Source organism: Pseudacidovorax sp. NFM-22 (assembly GCF_021401245.1).
In the GTDB taxonomy this organism is placed as follows: domain Bacteria; phylum Pseudomonadota; class Gammaproteobacteria; order Burkholderiales; family Burkholderiaceae_C; genus Xenophilus.
In genome coordinates, this window is record NZ_JACBFY010000006.1 from 286,003 (window position 1) to 301,115 (window position 15,113).

Annotated in this window: 14 protein-coding genes; 8 read left to right on the forward strand and 6 right to left on the reverse strand. The window is 71.6% G+C overall.

Going from position 1 to position 15,113, the window contains the following annotated elements:
* Window positions 1-114: 114 nt before the first annotated feature.
* The 5 genes from L0984_RS21720 to L0984_RS21740 form a co-directional block, all read right to left on the reverse strand.
* Window positions 115-1,431, reverse strand: coding sequence for a c-type cytochrome (locus L0984_RS21720; RefSeq protein ID WP_234196333.1), 1,317 nt, complete (start codon window positions 1,429-1,431; stop codon window positions 115-117).
* Complete coding sequence (locus tag L0984_RS21725) at window positions 1,428-2,135, reverse strand: c-type cytochrome (protein WP_370646146.1); 708 nt, start codon at window positions 2,133-2,135, stop codon at window positions 1,428-1,430. The genes L0984_RS21720 and L0984_RS21725 overlap by 4 nt, the downstream gene beginning before the upstream one ends.
* A 93-nt stretch (window positions 2,136-2,228) precedes the next feature.
* Window positions 2,229-3,362 (reverse strand): HPP family protein, encoded by a 1,134-nt coding sequence (locus L0984_RS21730; protein WP_234196335.1) that lies wholly within the window; start codon window positions 3,360-3,362, stop codon window positions 2,229-2,231.
* A gap of 221 nt (window positions 3,363-3,583) precedes the next feature.
* Window positions 3,584-4,012: a putative toxin-antitoxin system toxin component, PIN family gene (locus tag L0984_RS21735; RefSeq protein WP_234196336.1), complete on the reverse strand. Its 429-nt coding sequence runs from the start codon at window positions 4,010-4,012 to the stop codon at window positions 3,584-3,586.
* 27 nt (window positions 4,013-4,039) lie between these two features.
* Window positions 4,040-4,276: a DUF2281 domain-containing protein gene (locus L0984_RS21740; protein ID WP_234196338.1), complete on the reverse strand. Its 237-nt coding sequence runs from the start codon at window positions 4,274-4,276 to the stop codon at window positions 4,040-4,042.
* Between the two features lie 273 nt (window positions 4,277-4,549).
* Here L0984_RS21740 and L0984_RS21745 point away from each other — a divergent pair, with 273 nt between their 5' ends.
* The 8 genes from L0984_RS21745 (at window position 4,550) to L0984_RS21780 (ending at window position 14,392) form a co-directional block, all read left to right on the forward strand.
* On the forward strand, window positions 4,550-5,527 hold the full coding sequence (locus tag L0984_RS21745) for a tripartite tricarboxylate transporter substrate binding protein (RefSeq protein ID WP_234196339.1): 978 nt from the start codon (window positions 4,550-4,552) through the stop codon (window positions 5,525-5,527).
* A gap of 81 nt (window positions 5,528-5,608) precedes the next feature.
* Window positions 5,609-8,257, forward strand: coding sequence for a Fe/S-dependent 2-methylisocitrate dehydratase AcnD (gene acnD / locus L0984_RS21750; RefSeq protein ID WP_234196341.1), 2,649 nt, complete (start codon window positions 5,609-5,611; stop codon window positions 8,255-8,257).
* A gap of 3 nt (window positions 8,258-8,260) precedes the next feature.
* A complete protein-coding gene (prpF, locus tag L0984_RS21755; protein WP_234196343.1) occupies window positions 8,261-9,454 on the forward strand; it encodes a 2-methylaconitate cis-trans isomerase PrpF in 1,194 nt (397 codons plus the stop codon).
* Between the two features lie 60 nt (window positions 9,455-9,514).
* On the forward strand, window positions 9,515-10,375 hold the full coding sequence (locus L0984_RS21760; RefSeq protein WP_234196344.1) for an isocitrate lyase/PEP mutase family protein: 861 nt from the start codon (window positions 9,515-9,517) through the stop codon (window positions 10,373-10,375).
* 11 nt (window positions 10,376-10,386) lie between these two features.
* A complete protein-coding gene (locus tag L0984_RS21765) occupies window positions 10,387-11,355 on the forward strand; it encodes a DUF4434 domain-containing protein (protein ID WP_234196346.1) in 969 nt (322 codons plus the stop codon).
* 133 nt (window positions 11,356-11,488) lie between these two features.
* Window positions 11,489-12,661: an acyl-CoA dehydrogenase family protein gene (locus L0984_RS21770; protein WP_234196348.1), complete on the forward strand. Its 1,173-nt coding sequence runs from the start codon at window positions 11,489-11,491 to the stop codon at window positions 12,659-12,661.
* 34 nt (window positions 12,662-12,695) lie between these two features.
* Window positions 12,696-12,935, forward strand: a complete 240-nt coding sequence (locus L0984_RS21775; RefSeq protein WP_234196349.1) for an acyl carrier protein — start codon at window positions 12,696-12,698, stop codon at window positions 12,933-12,935.
* 17 nt (window positions 12,936-12,952) lie between these two features.
* Window positions 12,953-14,392, forward strand: a complete 1,440-nt coding sequence (locus L0984_RS21780) for an AMP-binding protein (RefSeq protein ID WP_234196352.1) — start codon at window positions 12,953-12,955, stop codon at window positions 14,390-14,392.
* Here the strand turns inward: L0984_RS21780 and L0984_RS21785 are convergent.
* Window positions 14,382-15,044, reverse strand: coding sequence for an alginate O-acetyltransferase AlgF (locus L0984_RS21785; RefSeq protein ID WP_234196648.1), 663 nt, complete (start codon window positions 15,042-15,044; stop codon window positions 14,382-14,384). The genes L0984_RS21780 and L0984_RS21785 overlap by 11 nt on opposite strands.
* Window positions 15,045-15,113 lie beyond the last annotated feature (69 nt).

A 15,113-nucleotide genomic window follows, 5' to 3' on the forward strand; every position in this document is an offset into this window, starting at 1 on the left:
CGGAAAGCGCAGGGGGCACGGCACAAGGCCGTTGCCGTGCGTGTGCCCCCTCTCCCCAACCCCTCTCCCGCGGGGGGAGAGGGGCTCAAGGCAGCGTTGGGGCTGGACGTCGCTTCAGCGTTGCATGACGTCGCGCAGCGAGACCTCGTCGCCCGTGTTGCCCCAACTGCTGCGCACATAGCTCAGCACTGCGGCGATCTCCTCGTCGCTCAGCACGTGGCCGAAGGGCGGCATGCCGTAGGGGCGGGGATTGCCCTCGGTGGCCGGTGGGTAGCCGCCGCGTCGCACCACCTGCACCAGGTTGACCGGGTTGGCCAGGTTGACCGCCCGGTTGCCCGCAAGTGGCGGAAAGGCGCCCGGCTCGCCCTGGCCCTGGTCGCCGTGGCACCAGGCGCATTGCTGGGCATAGACCTTCTCGCCGCGCGCCAGCAGCGATTCGTTGCGGCGCGGCGGCTGGGCGGGGGCGGGCGGGGACGGCTGCTGTGGCAGGTCCTTGAGGTACAGCGCCATGGCCTGCAGGTCCGCATCGCTCAGGTGCTGGGTGCTGCGGTAGACCACCTCGGCCATCGGCCCCAGCACCGAACCGTGCTCGGTGCGGCCGGTCTTGAAGAGCGCCACGACGTCCTGCAGCGGCCAGTTGGCCACGCCCGCCTCGTGCGGGGCATCGAGGGCCGGTGCATACCAGTTCTCGCCCGGCAGCATGCCGCCGGCCAGGCCGCGGCTCACGTCGGTCGCGCCCAGCGTGTTGCGGCTGCCGTGGCAGGCGATGCAATGGCCCAGGCCCTGCACCAGGTAGGCGCCGCGGTGGTGCTCGGCCGAGCGGCCGGGCTCGGGCACGAACTCGGCCGGCCGGAAGAACAGCGCTCGCCACACGGCCAGCGCGGCCTGCGTGTCGTAGGGAAAGCGCAGCGTGTGCGGCCGGTTGGCCTGCGTCATCGGCGGCAGGCTCTGCAGCCAGGCGAAGAGCGCGTCCGAATCCTCGCGCGTGACCTGCGTGAAGCTGGTGTACGGAAAGGCCGGATACAGCAGCCGCCCGTCGCGCGAGCGGCCGTGGTGCAGGGCGCGCCAGAAATGGTCGGCGTTCCATTGGCCCAGGCCCGTGAGTGGGTCCGGCGTGAGGTTGCCGGCGTAGAGCGTGCCGAAAGGCGTCTCGATGCCGCGCCCCCCGGCATAGGCGGCGCCGCCGCGGGCGGTGTGGCAGCCGGCGCAGTTGCCCGCCAAGGCCAGGTAGCGGCCGCGTTCGAGCTGCGCGGCCGAGGCCGCGGGCGGCGGCAGGTCGTCGCGGATCGGGGCCTCGCGGCGCAGGTTGAGCGCCACCACGGTGGCGGCGAGCGCGGCCAGTACCGTGCCCAGGGCCAGGGCGGTCCACAGCAGGGCGCGGCGCAGCGTCGACGGACGGGCCGCGGGTGCGCCTGGGAGCGGGGCGTTCATCGGTGCGCCTCCATCGCGCTGCACGCCACCGGCAGGCCGGCGGGCAGGGCCGAAGCGGGCACGGCCTTGTAATTCGCCGGCACCGGTTGCGCGGCCAGCCAGCCGGCGACGGCGCGGATGTCATCGCTCTTGAGGCGCCGGCCCACCTCGGCCATGCAGTCCGGCGCCAGGGCGCGCCGGTCGCCGGTGACCCAGGCGCCCAGCTGCGAGGCGATGTACAGGCGCGGCAGCCCCAGCAGCCCCGGGATGCCCGGCTGCACGCCGGTGAGCGCCGGTCCGTGGCAGCGGACGCAGGCCGGAATGCCGCGCGCCGTATCGCCCTCCAGCACCAGCGCCCGGCCGCGGGCGAGCTCCGCTGCGGGCAGGTCGGAGGGCGTGGGCGCGGGATAGGGCAGGTCCAGGCCGGCGAAGTACTCGGCCATCTCGCGCAGGTAGGCGTCCGAGAGCTGGGCCAGCAGGTGGTTCATGTCGGCCTGCTGGCGCCGGCCGTCGCGGAAGCTGCGCAGCTGGTCGTACAGGTAGCCGGCCGGCTTGCCCGCCAGCCGCGGGAAGTAGCCGGAATTGGTCGCCAGCCCCTCGCGACCGTGGCAGGTGGTGCAGGCGGCCATGCGGCGCTGCATCTCGTCGGCGGCCTGGGCGCTGGTCGCCGTGCCGGCCAGAAGTGCCAGGGCCAGCACGACCCCGCGTGCAAGGCGTGGGCGCACGCCGGGTCCCTGCCGCGCGCGGGCCGCCTCCGGCCCGCCTTGTCGTTTCGTCACCGTTTTCTTCATGGTCGACTCCGTGGCTCCGTTGCGTCCTCAACCCGCCGGGCGGGTCGCCCGGTGCAGGGCCCGCACCACGTCCGACTGCGTGATGATGCCCACCAGCCGCTTGTCGGCATCGATCACCGGCAGGTGGTGATGGCCCGCCTCGGCGAACAGCGGCACCAGCTCGGCGATGCGGCGGTGGCTGCTCACCACGCGCACCTCGCGGGTCATGATCTGGCCGACGGTCTCGGGCTTGTCGGAATGGGTGAGGCCGTCGCGCCGCAGCAGCGTGCGCAGGCGCTCGCCCACGCCCTCGCGCTGCTCCCAGCCCGCGTGCCGCAGGAAGTCGGCCCGCGTCAGGATGCCCACCACACGCTGCGAGCGGTCCACCACCGGCAGGGCCTTCACGCCCCGGGCGCGCATCAGCGTCCAGGCCTCGTCCAGCGGCGTGCCGAACTGCACCGACGCCGGCTCGGTCGACATTACCTCGGCGCACTGCAACTGGCCGAAGTTGCGCTCGTAGGCGGCCGATTCGGCGTACTGCAGGATGTCCTGCAGGTCGTCGCGGCTCACGTCCAGCACCTGGTTGTAGTGGGCCAGGGCCGCATCCAGGTCGGCGGCGGAAAAGCGGTCGGCCGCCGACGCGGGGGGCGGGGCCTGCGGCGCATGCGGATAGCGCCGGCCGGTCAGGCCGTTGTAGAGCATGCCCGCCAGCACCAGCAGCAGCGAGTCGACCAGCATCGGAAAGAGCGCGAAGCCGAAGCCCACCCCGCCCAGCGCCGCCAGCAGGGCCGAGGCGCCGCCCGGCGGATGCAGGCAGCGCAGCGCGAACATCACGGCGATGGCCGCCAGCACCGCCACCGCGCCCGCCCAGGCCGGGTCGGGAATCAGCAGGGCGCAGGCGCTGCCCACCAGCGCCGAGACGGTGTTGCCGCCCACCACGGCCCAGGGCTGGGCCAGCGGGCTGGCCGGCACCGCGAACACCAGCACGGCGCTGGCGCCCAGCGGGGCCACCAGCCAGGGGGCGCTCATGCCGGCGCGCAGCGCCCACCAGCGGGCGATCAGGGCCGTGAGCAGGATGCCCAGGCCGGCACCGGCGAAGGCACGCAGCCGTTCGCGGGCGTCCACCCGGGCGGAGGCGGGACGGAAGCGGGCCGCCAGATCGGCCCAGGAGAGAGATGGCATGGTCACGCAAGCAATGCCGGCGCGCGGGTGCCGGCGGGAAGAGGCTGGCCGGCTCGGGCGGCCGGTACGGGGCGGTCGGTCCGCCGGCCTGCATCCTACGTGGCGCACGGCTTTGGTGCATCTGCCCGGGCGCTCGCGGGCGACATCGGCGCGGCCCGCGGCATGCGATCAGCTGCAACCAACGTACCCGTACGCACGGGTCCGTCCAGACCCGCCGCCGTTCAGAAGCTCGGCGGTCCCAGGTGCTCCCAGGCCTGCCGAGCGCTGACGATGGGGATGCCCTCGTAGCTGGCCATCGGCAGCAGGTCGCGTCGGTCGCCCGAGACGATGAGGTCGGCGCCGACGCACAGGGCCGCAGCCAGGACGTGATCGTCGTCCGGATCAGTGGGTACGGCGCGCGGGACGTGGGTCGGCGAGACCACCAAGGCCAGCCGCCGTAGTTCGCCAACAATATCGAGCGGCGTCAGCCCCGCCTGTGTCAACGCCTGCACGAACTTGCCGCGACCCAGCACGTCCTCCAACTCGGCCAACAGGACATCGCTGCTGCACAGCTCGAACACGCCGGCGCGCGCAGCATTCAGCAGTTGCCGCGGCAGGCCCCTGAAGAGGACGCCCGAGACAAGCAGGTTGGTGTCGATGACGAATCGCATCAAGCCGTTGCCCCGTCGTCCGGTCGCTCACGCGTTCTTGCGGCGGGACTGGCGTGCGGCTTGCACCTCTGCTTCGATGTCGTCCTCGGACAGGGGGGGCAGATTCAGCGCATCGATCCGGGCAAAGGCGTCGGCCAGGCGGTCGGCTGCAGCAGCACGCTGTTCGCGCGCGGCCAGGAATTCCACGAAGTCCACCACCTCGGCCATGCGGCTGGGCGGCAGCTTCTTGAGGCCTTGCATCAGGCGTTGTTCAAGGGCGGTCATGGCAACAGTGGGCAACTCGGAGGAAGGACAGGGTGGGACGCCGTTGCCCGCGTCGAATCAACCACAGGGCAGCAGCAGCGCAAGTATGCGCGGATTCGGTAGAGCCTTTGCTCTGTGCGGGCCCATGGGCCGAGTCGAGAAGCAGGCCGCACGACTCGCCTGCGGGATGGCCCTGCTAGGCGCAGCCGACGCAGGTTCCCGTCAGGTTGAGACGCCGACCATCCCGCGCCCGGCCGGCCGCATGGTGCGGCCCGCCCACCTGGAGACATCTTCGTGACCCTCAATCGCCGCCTCTTCAACACCGGCCTCGCCAGCCTGGCCCTGCCGCTCGGCTTCGACGCCGCCGCGCAGGACGGCTATCCCAACAAGCCGATCCGCATCGTGTGCCCCTTCGCGCCCGGCGGCGGCTCTGACTTCATCGCCCGCGTGGGCTCCAACCTGCTGGCCAAGGGCGTGGGCCAGTCGGTGATCGTCGACAACCGGCCCGGCGCCGGCGGCACGCTGGGGACGGACTACGCGCTGCACCAGCCCGCCGACGGCTACACGCTGCTGCTGGTGGCCGGCAGCTACACGGTCAATCCGGCGCTCTACAAGCTCAAGTTCGACCCGGTGGCCGACATCACGCCCGTGATCCAGCTGTCCAAGGGCGCCTATGTCCTGTGCATCAACCCCAACAAGGTGCCGGCAAAGAACATGGCCGAACTGCTGGACTACATGCGCAAGAACCCTGGCAAGGTCGCCTTCGCCTCGGCGGGCAACGGCAGCCATCTGCACATCACGACCGAATACCTGTTCGGCATGGCCAAGGTCAAGGGCACGCACATTCCCTACAAGGGCACCGGCCCAGCCGTCACCGACCTAGTGGCCGGCAACGTGGACCTGCTGGTGGCGGGCACCGAGGCGCTGATGCCGCATGTGAAGGCCGGCAAGCTGCGTGCCCTGGGCGTGACCACGGCCCAACGCCTGGCGGCCTACCCCGACCTGCCCGCCATCGCCGAAGCTGGCCTGCCCGATTACGACGTGGTGGCCTGGCACGGCCTGATCGCGCCCAAGAACCTGCCGCCCGCGGTGCTGGCCAAGATCAACGGCGCCATCAACACGGGCCTGAAGGCGCCCGAGCTGGTCGCGCAGCTGGAGCCCACCGGCGTGTCGCCCGCGGGTGGCACGCCGGAGCAGTTCGGCGCGCTGATCAAGGCCGAGATCCCGCGCTACGCCAAGGTGGCCCGCGACAACAACATCCAGGCCCAGTAAAAACGGGCCGGCCGGCGCGGGCCGCCGGCCGTCTTCCCGCAACGCGGCGGCGCCTCCGTGCGCCGCCCGCTCCACGATCCCATGAACCGCCTCCACCGCCAGCCGCTTCCCGCCACCGACCTGCATTTCTACGATGCCCGCGCCGCCATCGAGGCGCTGCAGCCCGGCGCCTGGGCCCGGCTGCCCTACACCGCGCGGGTGCATGCCGAGAACCTGGTACGCCGCGCCGACCCGGCCCAGCTCGACGACTACCTGCGCCAGCTGATCGAGCGCCGCCGGGACCTGGACTTTCCCTGGTACCCCGCACGGGTGGTGTGCCACGACATCCTGGGCCAGACCGCGCTGGTGGACCTGGCCGGCCTGCGCGATGCCATCGCGGCCGAGGGCGGCGATCCGGCGGCGGTGAACCCGGTGGTGCCGGTGCAGCTGATCGTGGACCATTCGCTGGCCGTGGAGTGCGGCGGTTTCGACCCCGAGGCTTTCGCGAAGAACCGCGCCATCGAGGACCGCCGCAACGAAGACCGCTTCCACTTCATCGACTGGACCAAGCGGGCCTTCGACAACGTACAGGTGATCCCGGCGGGCAACGGGATCATGCATCAGATCAACCTGGAGAAGATGTCGCCGGTCGTCGCCGTGCAGGACGGCGTGGCCTATGCCGACACCTGCGTGGGCACCGACAGCCACACGCCGCATGTCGATGCGCTGGGTGTGATCGCCGTGGGCGTGGGCGGCCTGGAGGCCGAGAACGTGATGCTGGGTCGCGCGTCGTGGATGCGCCTCCCTGACATCGTGGGCGTGGAGCTGGTCGGCGAGCGCCGGCCGGGCATCACGGCCACCGACATCGTGCTGGCGCTCACCGAGTTCCTGCGGCAGCAGAAGGTGGTCGGCGCGTATGTCGAGTTCTTCGGCGAGGGCGCGGCGCGCCTGTCCATCGGCGACCGCGCCACCATCTCCAACATGTGCGCCGAGTACGGCGCCACCGCCGCGCTCTTCGCCATCGACGGCCAGACGCTGGACTACCTGCGGCTGACGGGCCGCGAGGAATCGCAGGTGCACCTGGTCGAGGCCTATGCCAAGGCGGCCGGCCTGTGGGCCGACACGCTGGCCGAGGTCGCGTACGAGCGCGTGCTGCGCTTCGACATCGGCACGGTGGAGCGCAACTTGGCGGGCCCCTCCAACCCGCACCGCCGCCTGCCGGCCAGCGCCCTGGCGGAGCGCGGCATTGCCGATGCGGCCAAGCTGGCGGCCGGCCGCGCCGACGAGGCCGCGGGCCGTCTGCCCGACGGCGCCGTGGTGATCGCCGCCATCACCAGTTGCACCAACACCAGCAACCCGCGCAACGTCATCGCCGCCGCGCTGCTGGCGCGCAATGCCAATGCCCATGGCCTGGTGCGCAAGCCCTGGGTCAAGACCTCGCTGGCGCCCGGCTCCAAGGCCGTCGAGCTGTACCTGCAGGAGGCCGGCCTGCTCGGCGAACTGGAGCGCCTGGGCTTCGGCATCGTGGCCTTCGCCTGCACCACCTGCAACGGCATGAGCGGCGCGCTGGACCCCGTGATCCAGCAGGAGATCGTCGAGCGCGACCTGTACGCCACGGCCGTGCTCTCCGGCAACCGCAACTTCGACGGCCGCATCCACCCGTATGCGAAGCAGGCCTTCCTGGCCTCGCCGCCGCTGGTGGTGGCCTATGCCATTGCCGGCACCATCCGCTTCGACATCGAGCGCGACGTGCTCGGCACCGACGCCCAGGGCCGGGAACTGCGCCTGGCCGACCTGTGGCCCAGCGACGCGGAGATCGACGCCGTGGTCGCGGCGAGCGTCAAGCCCGAGCAGTTCCGCCGCGTGTACGAACCCATGTTCGCGATCCGCGCCGAGGGCGAATCGCGCGCCAGCCCGCAGTACGACTGGCGCCCGCAGTCCACCTACATCCGCCGCCCGCCCTACTGGGACACCGAGGGCATGGGCGCGCTCGCGGCGCAGCCCCGCACCCTGCGCGGCATGCGGCCCCTGGCCCTGCTGCCGGACAACATCACCACCGATCATTTGTCGCCCTCCAACGCCATCCTGGCCGACAGCGCGGCCGGCGAGTACCTGGCCCGCATGGGCCTGCCGGAGGAGGACTTCAACTCCTACGCCACCCACCGCGGCGATCACCTCACGGCCATGCGCGCCACCTTCGCCAACCCGCAACTGGTCAACGAGATGGCCGTGGTCGATGGCGTGGTGAAGAAGGGTTCGCTCGCCCGCATCGAGCCCGAGGGCCGCGTGGTGCGCATGTGGGAGGCCATCGAGACCTACCTGCAGCGCCGCCAGCCGCTGGTGGTCATCGCCGGTGCCGACTATGGCCAGGGCTCCAGCCGCGACTGGGCGGCCAAGGGCGTGCGCCTGGCCGGCGTGGAGGTGGTGGTGGCCGAAGGCTTCGAGCGCATCCACCGCACCAACCTGATCGGCATGGGCGTGCTGCCGCTGGAGTTCCTGCCCGGCACCACGCGCCTGACGCTGGGGCTGGATGGCACCGAGACCTACGACGTGGAGGGCGAGCGCACGCCCGGTGCGCAGCTGACGCTGGTCGTCCACCGCCGCAGCGGCGAGCCGATGCGCGTGCCGGTGCGCTGCCGGCTGGACACGGCGGAAGAGGTGTCGGTGTACGAGGCCGGCGGGGTGCTGCAGCGCTTTGCGCAGGACTTCCTGGCGGGGCAGACTGCCCCTCTTCAACCGGCCACGCACTGACCCATGCCCATCCCCCAGATCAAGATCCCCGCCACCTACATGCGCGGGGGCACCAGCAAAGGCGTGTTCTTCCGCCTGCAGGACCTGCCCGCGCGGGCCCGCGAACCCGGCCCGGCGCGCGACGCACTGCTGATGCGTGTGATCGGCAGCCCCGATCCGTACGGCAAGCAGACCGACGGCATGGGCGGCGCGACCTCCAGCACCAGCAAGGTGGTCATCCTGTCGAAGAGCACGTGCCCCGGCCATGACGTGGACTATCTCTTCGGCCAGGTCGCCATCGACAGTGCCTTCGTCGACTGGTCGGGCAACTGCGGCAACCTGTCGGCGGCCGTCGGGCCCTTCGCCATCGCGGCGGGCCTGATCGATGCGGCGCGCGTGCCGGCGGACGGCGCGTGCACCGTGCGCATCTGGCAGGCCAACATCGGCAAGACCATCGTGGCCCATGTGCCCATGGTGGACGGCCAGGTGCAGGAGACGGGCGACTTCGAGCTCGACGGCGTGACCTTCCCGGCCGCCGAGGTACCGCTCGAGTTCCTCGACCCCGCCGAAGACGGCGAGGGCGGCGCCATGTTCCCGACCGGCCGCGTGGTCGAGCAGTTGGAAGTGCCCGGCGTCGGCACCTTCGCGGCCACGCTGATCAATGCCGGCATCCCCACCATCTTCCTCAACGCGGCCGAACTGGGCTACACCGGCACCGAGCTGCAACCTGCCATCAATGGCGACGCCGCCGCGCTGGCGCGTTTCGAGGCCATCCGCGCCTGGGGCGCCGTGCGCATGGGCCTGATCCGCGATGTGGCCGAGGCCGCCACGCGGCAGCACACGCCCAAGGTGGCCTTCGTCGCGCCGCCGCAGGACTATGTGGCCTCCAGTGGCAAGACCGTGCGCGCGGCCGACATCGACCTGCTCGTTCGCGCCCTCTCCATGGGCAAGCTGCACCACGCCATGATGGGAACGGCGGCTGTGGCCATCGGCACCGCGGCGGCCATTCCGGGCACGCTGGTCAACCTCGCGGCCGGGGGCGGCGAGCGCAGCGCCGTGCGCTTCGGCCATCCCTCTGGTCTACTGCGGGTCGGCGCCGAGGCGCGGCAGGTCGATGGGCCGGCCGGGCCGCAATGGCAGGTCACCAAGGCCCTGATGAGCCGCAGCGCCCGCGTGCTCATGGAAGGCTGGGTGCGCGTGCCCGGCGACTGTTTCTGAACCGGACGGCCTACACGCGCCAGACACTCCTTGCGCCCGACCGTCGAACCCCTCGCTTGCATGTCCACTCGCAAACAACTCAAGACCCTGGTCGAGGCCCGCCGCGGCGTGCTCGTGCCGGGGGCCTTCAATGCCCTCTCGGCCCGCGTGATCGAAGACCTCGGCTTCGAGGCGATCTATGTCACCGGTGCCGGCGTCACCAACATGTGGTTCGGCATGCCCGACCAGGGCTTCATGGGCCTGGCCGAGATCGCCGACCACACGGCGCGCATCCGCGATGCGGTGTCGCTGCCGCTGATCGTCGATGCCGACACCGGCTTCGGCAATGCGCTCAACGTCCATCACACCGTGCGCACGCTGGAGCGGGCCGGCGCCGATTGCATCCAGCTGGAAGACCAGGTCGCGCCCAAGCGCTGCGGCCACTTCTCGGGCAAGGAGGTGATCAGCACCGAAGAGGCCGTGAGCAAGATCAAGGCGGCCGTCGATGCGCGGCGGGATGCCGACCTGATGATCCTGGCCCGCACCGACGCCGCCGCCACGCACGGCTTCGAGGCCGCGGTCGAGCGCGCCCACAAGTTCGCCGAGGCGGGGGCCGACATCCTCTTCGTCGAGGCGGTGACGAAGGCCGACGAGGTGCGCGCCCTGCCGCAGCGCCTGGCCAAGCCCCAGCTGATGAACATGGTGATCGGTGGCAAGACGCCCATCTTCAATGCCGATCAGCTGGCCGGGCTGGGCTACGGCATCGTGCTCTATGCCAATGCGGCGCTGCAGGGCGCGGTGATGGGCATGCAGCAGGCCCTCACGGTGCTGCGCGACCAGAAGGAGGTGCAGGAATCGAGCGGCCTCGTCGCACCCTTCGCCGAGCGCCAGCGCCTGGTCGGCAAGCCGGATTGGGACGCGCTGGAAAAGCGCTACACGTGAGGCCTCCACCCATGCCCACGCGACGTGCCTGGCTCGGCGCCGCTGGCGCCGCGGTGGCCCTGCTGGCGGCCGGCTGCGCGCCCGCGCCGATGCGCCTGGACGGCACCTTCCTGCAGCCCTGGCGCAGCCACGAGGCGCTGTCGCTCGAGGAGTGGCAGCGCCGCCTGCGCGTGACGCGCGAGCTGGGCTGCCGCGAGGTGGTGGTGCAGTGGATGGGCCTGTACGGCGGCGCCAACGACTGGATGCTGACGCCCGCGCTGCTGCAGATGCTGTTCGACGAGGCCGCGCGCCAGGGCATGGGCGTGCGCCTGGGCCTGCCCTACGACGAGCGCTGGTGGACCACGCTGGGCGCCCGGCAGCCCGAGGCGCTGCCGGCCTTCCTGGACCAGACGCGCGAGCGCAGCCTGGCCGCCATGCGCAGCGAGCCCTGGCCGGGCCATGCCGCCTTCCGCGGCTGGTACCTGCCCTACGAGATCGACCAGTACAACTGGGCGACGCCGGAGCGGCGGCGCCTGCTCACCGCCTGGCTGCGCGAGCTGGCGGCCGAGCCCCTCAGGCGCAGCCAGCCGCGCCTGGCCGTCTCCACCTTCTACAGCCGCCTGCCCACGCCGGGCTCGCTGGACGGCCTGTGGGCCGAGATCCTCGACGCGGCGCAGCTGCGGCCCATGCTGCAGGACGGCGTGGGCGTGGCCGGCATGGGCAACTACGCCGGCCTGGAGCCGCTGCGCCGCCTGCTGCGCCAGCGCGGCGTGGCCTTCGACCTCATCGTGGAGCTGTTCGAGCAGTTGCCCAACCCGCCCGGCCAGCCCGATGGCTTCCGGGCCCGCGCGGCCACGCTGGAGCGCGTGCGTGCCCAGCTGGAGGTGGCGCGCACCTATGGCGCCGAGCATGTGCTCGCCTTCGCCATCGACCCCTGGCTGCTCGGCGACACGCCCGAGGCCAAGAAGCTGCTGCGCGACTGGCGCGGCGGCGACGCCTGAAAAAAGCGTCCGCGCGTGGCCGATGTCACACCGGGCGCGCCCGCGTCAGGTGCTGGTCACGCCCGCTCCGCAAAGCTTGCGAAAAGTGAACATATACTAAAAATGTATCAACATTCGCAAGTTGTGGACGGGCATGAAGGCCGCTGAATCGTTGTCTGCAGCGGCCTCCGTGGAGGACGCCACATCCCGTGCGGCCCAGGTGGCCGCCACCCATGCCGATGCCGTCGACCGCGAGGGCCGGCTGCCCACCGAGGTGCTTGACGCCTTGCGCGCGGAAGGGCTCCTGGGCCTGCTGGTGCCCACCCGCCACGGCGGCCCTGGGCTGCCGCTGCGCACCGTGGTCAACGTCTGCCGGCGCCTGTCGGAGGCCTGCGCCTCGACCGGCCTGATCTACGCCATGCACCAGTCGCAGTCGGCGGTGGCCATCCAGCATGCGCAGAACAGCGACTGGCTGCAGGGCCTGCTGGCCCGCATGGCGTCCGGGCAGTGGCTGGTGGCCTCGGCCACCACCGAAGGCGCCACCGGAGGGGCCATCCGCTCCAGCGCCTGCTTCCTCGACCCGCAGACGGATGGCCGTCTGCAACTGCGCAAGAACGGCGCCGTCATCTCCTATGCGCCTGCGGCCGACGTCTTCCTGGTCAGCGCCCGCCGCGCCGAGGACGCCGCCCCCACCGACCAGCGGCTGGTGGCCGTGCTCAGGGACCAGATCCAGCTGCACGCCCACGCGCCGTGGAACCCCATGGGCATGCGCGGTGCCCGCACCGACCGCTACGACCTGGTGGCCGACTGCGGGCCGGAGCAGGTCTACGCCGAGCCCTTCTCGGTGCACATGTCGCAGACCATGCTGCCCACCTCGCACCTGCTGCTGGGCGCCGTGTGGCTGGGCATCGCCGTGTCGGCGCTGGGCCGGGCCCGTGCCTTCCTGCGTCACCGCAACCGCGGCGGCGCGCCGCTCAACCCCATCGCCAACCTGCGCCTGGCCGAGGGCGAGACGCTGGTGCAGCAGTTCCGCGGCACGCTGGCGGCCTGCATGGCGCTCTACGAGGACGCCGCCGGGCCACAGACCGCCACCGAGCGCATGGTCAGCTACAACGCGCTGAAGGTCGGCGCTTCCGAGCTGGTGGTGCGCGTCACCGACATCGCGCTGCGCATCTGCGGCATCCAGGGCTACATGGAGCCGGGCGAGTTCTACCTGAGCCGCCACATCCGCGATGCCCATGCCGCGGCCGTGATGGTCAACGACGACCGCATCCTCGGCAGCCTTTCCACCGTGGTGCTGGGCGTGCCGCTCAACCGCGACCTTTGAACATCGAGGCCCCGCGCCTCCGCCTTTTCCATCCATGACCACGCCTGCCGAGATCGAACAACAACTCATCGCCCTGATCCAGTCCGCCATCCTCAAGAAGGTGGACCCGGAGGTGCCCCTGCTCGAATCCGGCCTGCTCGATTCGGTCGCTGCCGTCGAGCTGATGCTCGCCATCGAAAGCCGCTTCGGCTGCACGGTGCCGATCACCGAGGCGCAGGAGATCCTGTACTCGGTGCGCACGCTCACCGACTTCGTGGCCGCCAACGCCGCCTGAGGCCTGCCCCGCCCGCCATGCATTTCGACTACGACAGCGGCCGCTTCGTCCAGACCGGGTCCGGCGGTGAGCGGCCCGCCATCGTGGCCCGCGACGGCCACCTGGACTGGGCCCAGCTGCAGCGCGAGGCCGAAGCCTGGTGCGACGAGGCCCGCCGCCTGGGCCTGGGCGCGGACATGCCCATCGTCATCCGCGGCCACAAGGAAGCGGCCTTCATGGTGGCGCTGACCGGCGCGCTGATGCTGCGCGCGCCCTTCGTGCCGGTCGATGCGGTGTACCCGGCCGAGCGCCTGGCCAGCATCTGCCAGATCCTCGATGCCCACCTGCTCTACGACGCGGCCCAGGGCCGTTTCGAGGTGCTGCGCGACGGCCCTGGCATGCCGCTGGCCGAGAAGCAGCTCTGCTACGTGATGTTCACGTCCGGCACCACCGGCCAGCCCAAGGGCGTGCAGATCGGCCGTGAGAGCGTGCAGGGCCTGATCGACTGGATGCGGCTGGACTTCGGCCTGGGCGAGCGCCCGGTCTTCCTCGACCAGACGGTGTTCAGCTTCGACGTGTCGCTCTACGACGTGTTCGGCACGCTGGCGCTGGGCGGCACCATCCTCATGCTCGACCGGCAGGACGCCGCCTCGCCGCTCAAGGTGGCGGCGCTGATGGCCGAGCATGGCGTGACCACCTGGGTGTCCACGCCGTCCTTCGCGCAGCAGCAGCTGGTCAACCCGGGCTTCACGCAGGCCGCGCTGCCGCAGTTGCGCACCTTCGTCTTCTGCGGCGAGCCGCTGCCCGTGCCGCTGTGCCGGCAACTGCGCAAGCGCTTTCCCGATGTGCCGCTGCTCAACACCTATGGCCCGACCGAGGCCACGGTGGCGACCACGCTCCTGGTGGTGGAAGACGCCATGCTCGCCACCGACGCGCCGCTGCCCATCGGTCGTGCTAAGCGCGACAGCGCCGTGTACTGCGACGAGGGCGAGCTGTGCATCGCCGGCCCGCATGTGATGCGCGGCTACCTCAACCGGCCCGACCTCAACACCACGCGCATGTTCCTGCGCGACGGCCAGCGCGGCTTTCGCACTGGCGATCTGGGCACCGAGGCCGAGGACGGCCTGCTCTTCTGCCATGGCCGCATCGACGACCAGATCAAGCTCAACGGCTACCGGCTGGAGCTGATGGAAGTGGACGCCGCCCTGGCCACGCTACCGGGCCACCGCGGTGCCTCGGCCGTGGCCCTGCGCCGGCCCAACGGCGCTGTGGCGCGGCTGGTGGCCTTCGTCGAGACGGGCCGCGACGACCCGGCGCTGCCGGCCGAACTGGCCGACTGGAAGGCGCTGCTGGCCGCGCGCCTGCCGCACTACATGATCCCGTCGGAGCTGCTGCCCTGCGCGCAGCTGCCGGTGTCGGTCAACTACAAGACCGACCGCGCCAAACTGGCGCGGCTCTACGAGACGCTCAACGCTTGAAGGTGTCGGTGCGGGCCGGCTGCATCGTCAGCACCGGCTTGTCGGCCGTGCCGGTCATGAACAGGCTCAGGTGGTCGCCGGCCTGCAGCGCGGGCAGGGCCTGGGCCGCGCTCGCGGCGCTGCCGCAGGCCGCGGCCAGCTGGGCCTGCACCGGGTTCACCGAGCGCGCACCCGCCGCCATCGGCGCCACGTCGCGCACGACGGGCGTGCCGGCCGGCGCGATCTGCAGCTGGGCCTTCGCGCAGCCGGGCACCAGGTTGTAGAAGCGCAGCTCGGCCTTCAGCGCATCGGGCACGTCGCCCGTGTCGTCGATGGCGGTGAAGGCATGGCCGGCACCGTCGCGGCGCAGCACATAGGTGCCGAAACTGTCGGGCCGCACCTCCAGCGTCGCGGCCTTCTTGCCGCCCACCTGCACGGCGAAGGGCCGGCCACCGACGACGATGGCATAACTGGTGGCGGGCGCCTGCGGCCCGATGCGCTGCGCCGGGCCGCCGGCCACCTGCACCAGCAACGTCTGGTCCGTGGGATTGACCACGCGTACGAAGGACGAACCGGCGGGCGGGCGTGCGGCGTAGAGCTGGGACAGCGCACCGTCCTGGGCTCGGACGGGCAGGGCCGAAGCAAAGGCCGCCGCAACGGCCAAGTGCGACATCAAGGTGGCACAGGCAGGGCGGGCGCGGCCCGCGAAGAAGGGCATAGGCATAGGCATCCGACGGTGCTC

Coding starts and splice junctions, on each gene's coding strand:
- L0984_RS21720 (WP_234196333.1), bottom strand. CDS start 1,431: ATGAACGCCCCGCTCCCAGGCGCACCCGCGGCCCGTCCGTCGACGCTG.
- L0984_RS21730 (WP_234196335.1), bottom strand. CDS start 3,362: ATGCCATCTCTCTCCTGGGCCGATCTGGCGGCCCGCTTCCGTCCCGCC.
- L0984_RS21735 (WP_234196336.1), bottom strand. CDS start 4,012: ATGCGATTCGTCATCGACACCAACCTGCTTGTCTCGGGCGTCCTCTTC.
- L0984_RS21740 (WP_234196338.1), bottom strand. CDS start 4,276: ATGACCGCCCTTGAACAACGCCTGATGCAAGGCCTCAAGAAGCTGCCG.
- acnD (WP_234196341.1), top strand. CDS start 5,609: ATGAACCGCCTCCACCGCCAGCCGCTTCCCGCCACCGACCTGCATTTC.
- prpF (WP_234196343.1), top strand. CDS start 8,261: ATGCCCATCCCCCAGATCAAGATCCCCGCCACCTACATGCGCGGGGGC.
- L0984_RS21760 (WP_234196344.1), top strand. CDS start 9,515: ATGTCCACTCGCAAACAACTCAAGACCCTGGTCGAGGCCCGCCGCGGC.
- L0984_RS21765 (WP_234196346.1), top strand. CDS start 10,387: ATGCCCACGCGACGTGCCTGGCTCGGCGCCGCTGGCGCCGCGGTGGCC.
- L0984_RS21770 (WP_234196348.1), top strand. CDS start 11,489: ATGAAGGCCGCTGAATCGTTGTCTGCAGCGGCCTCCGTGGAGGACGCC.
- L0984_RS21775 (WP_234196349.1), top strand. CDS start 12,696: ATGACCACGCCTGCCGAGATCGAACAACAACTCATCGCCCTGATCCAG.
- L0984_RS21780 (WP_234196352.1), top strand. CDS start 12,953: ATGCATTTCGACTACGACAGCGGCCGCTTCGTCCAGACCGGGTCCGGC.
- L0984_RS21785 (WP_234196648.1), bottom strand. CDS start 15,044: ATGTCGCACTTGGCCGTTGCGGCGGCCTTTGCTTCGGCCCTGCCCGTC.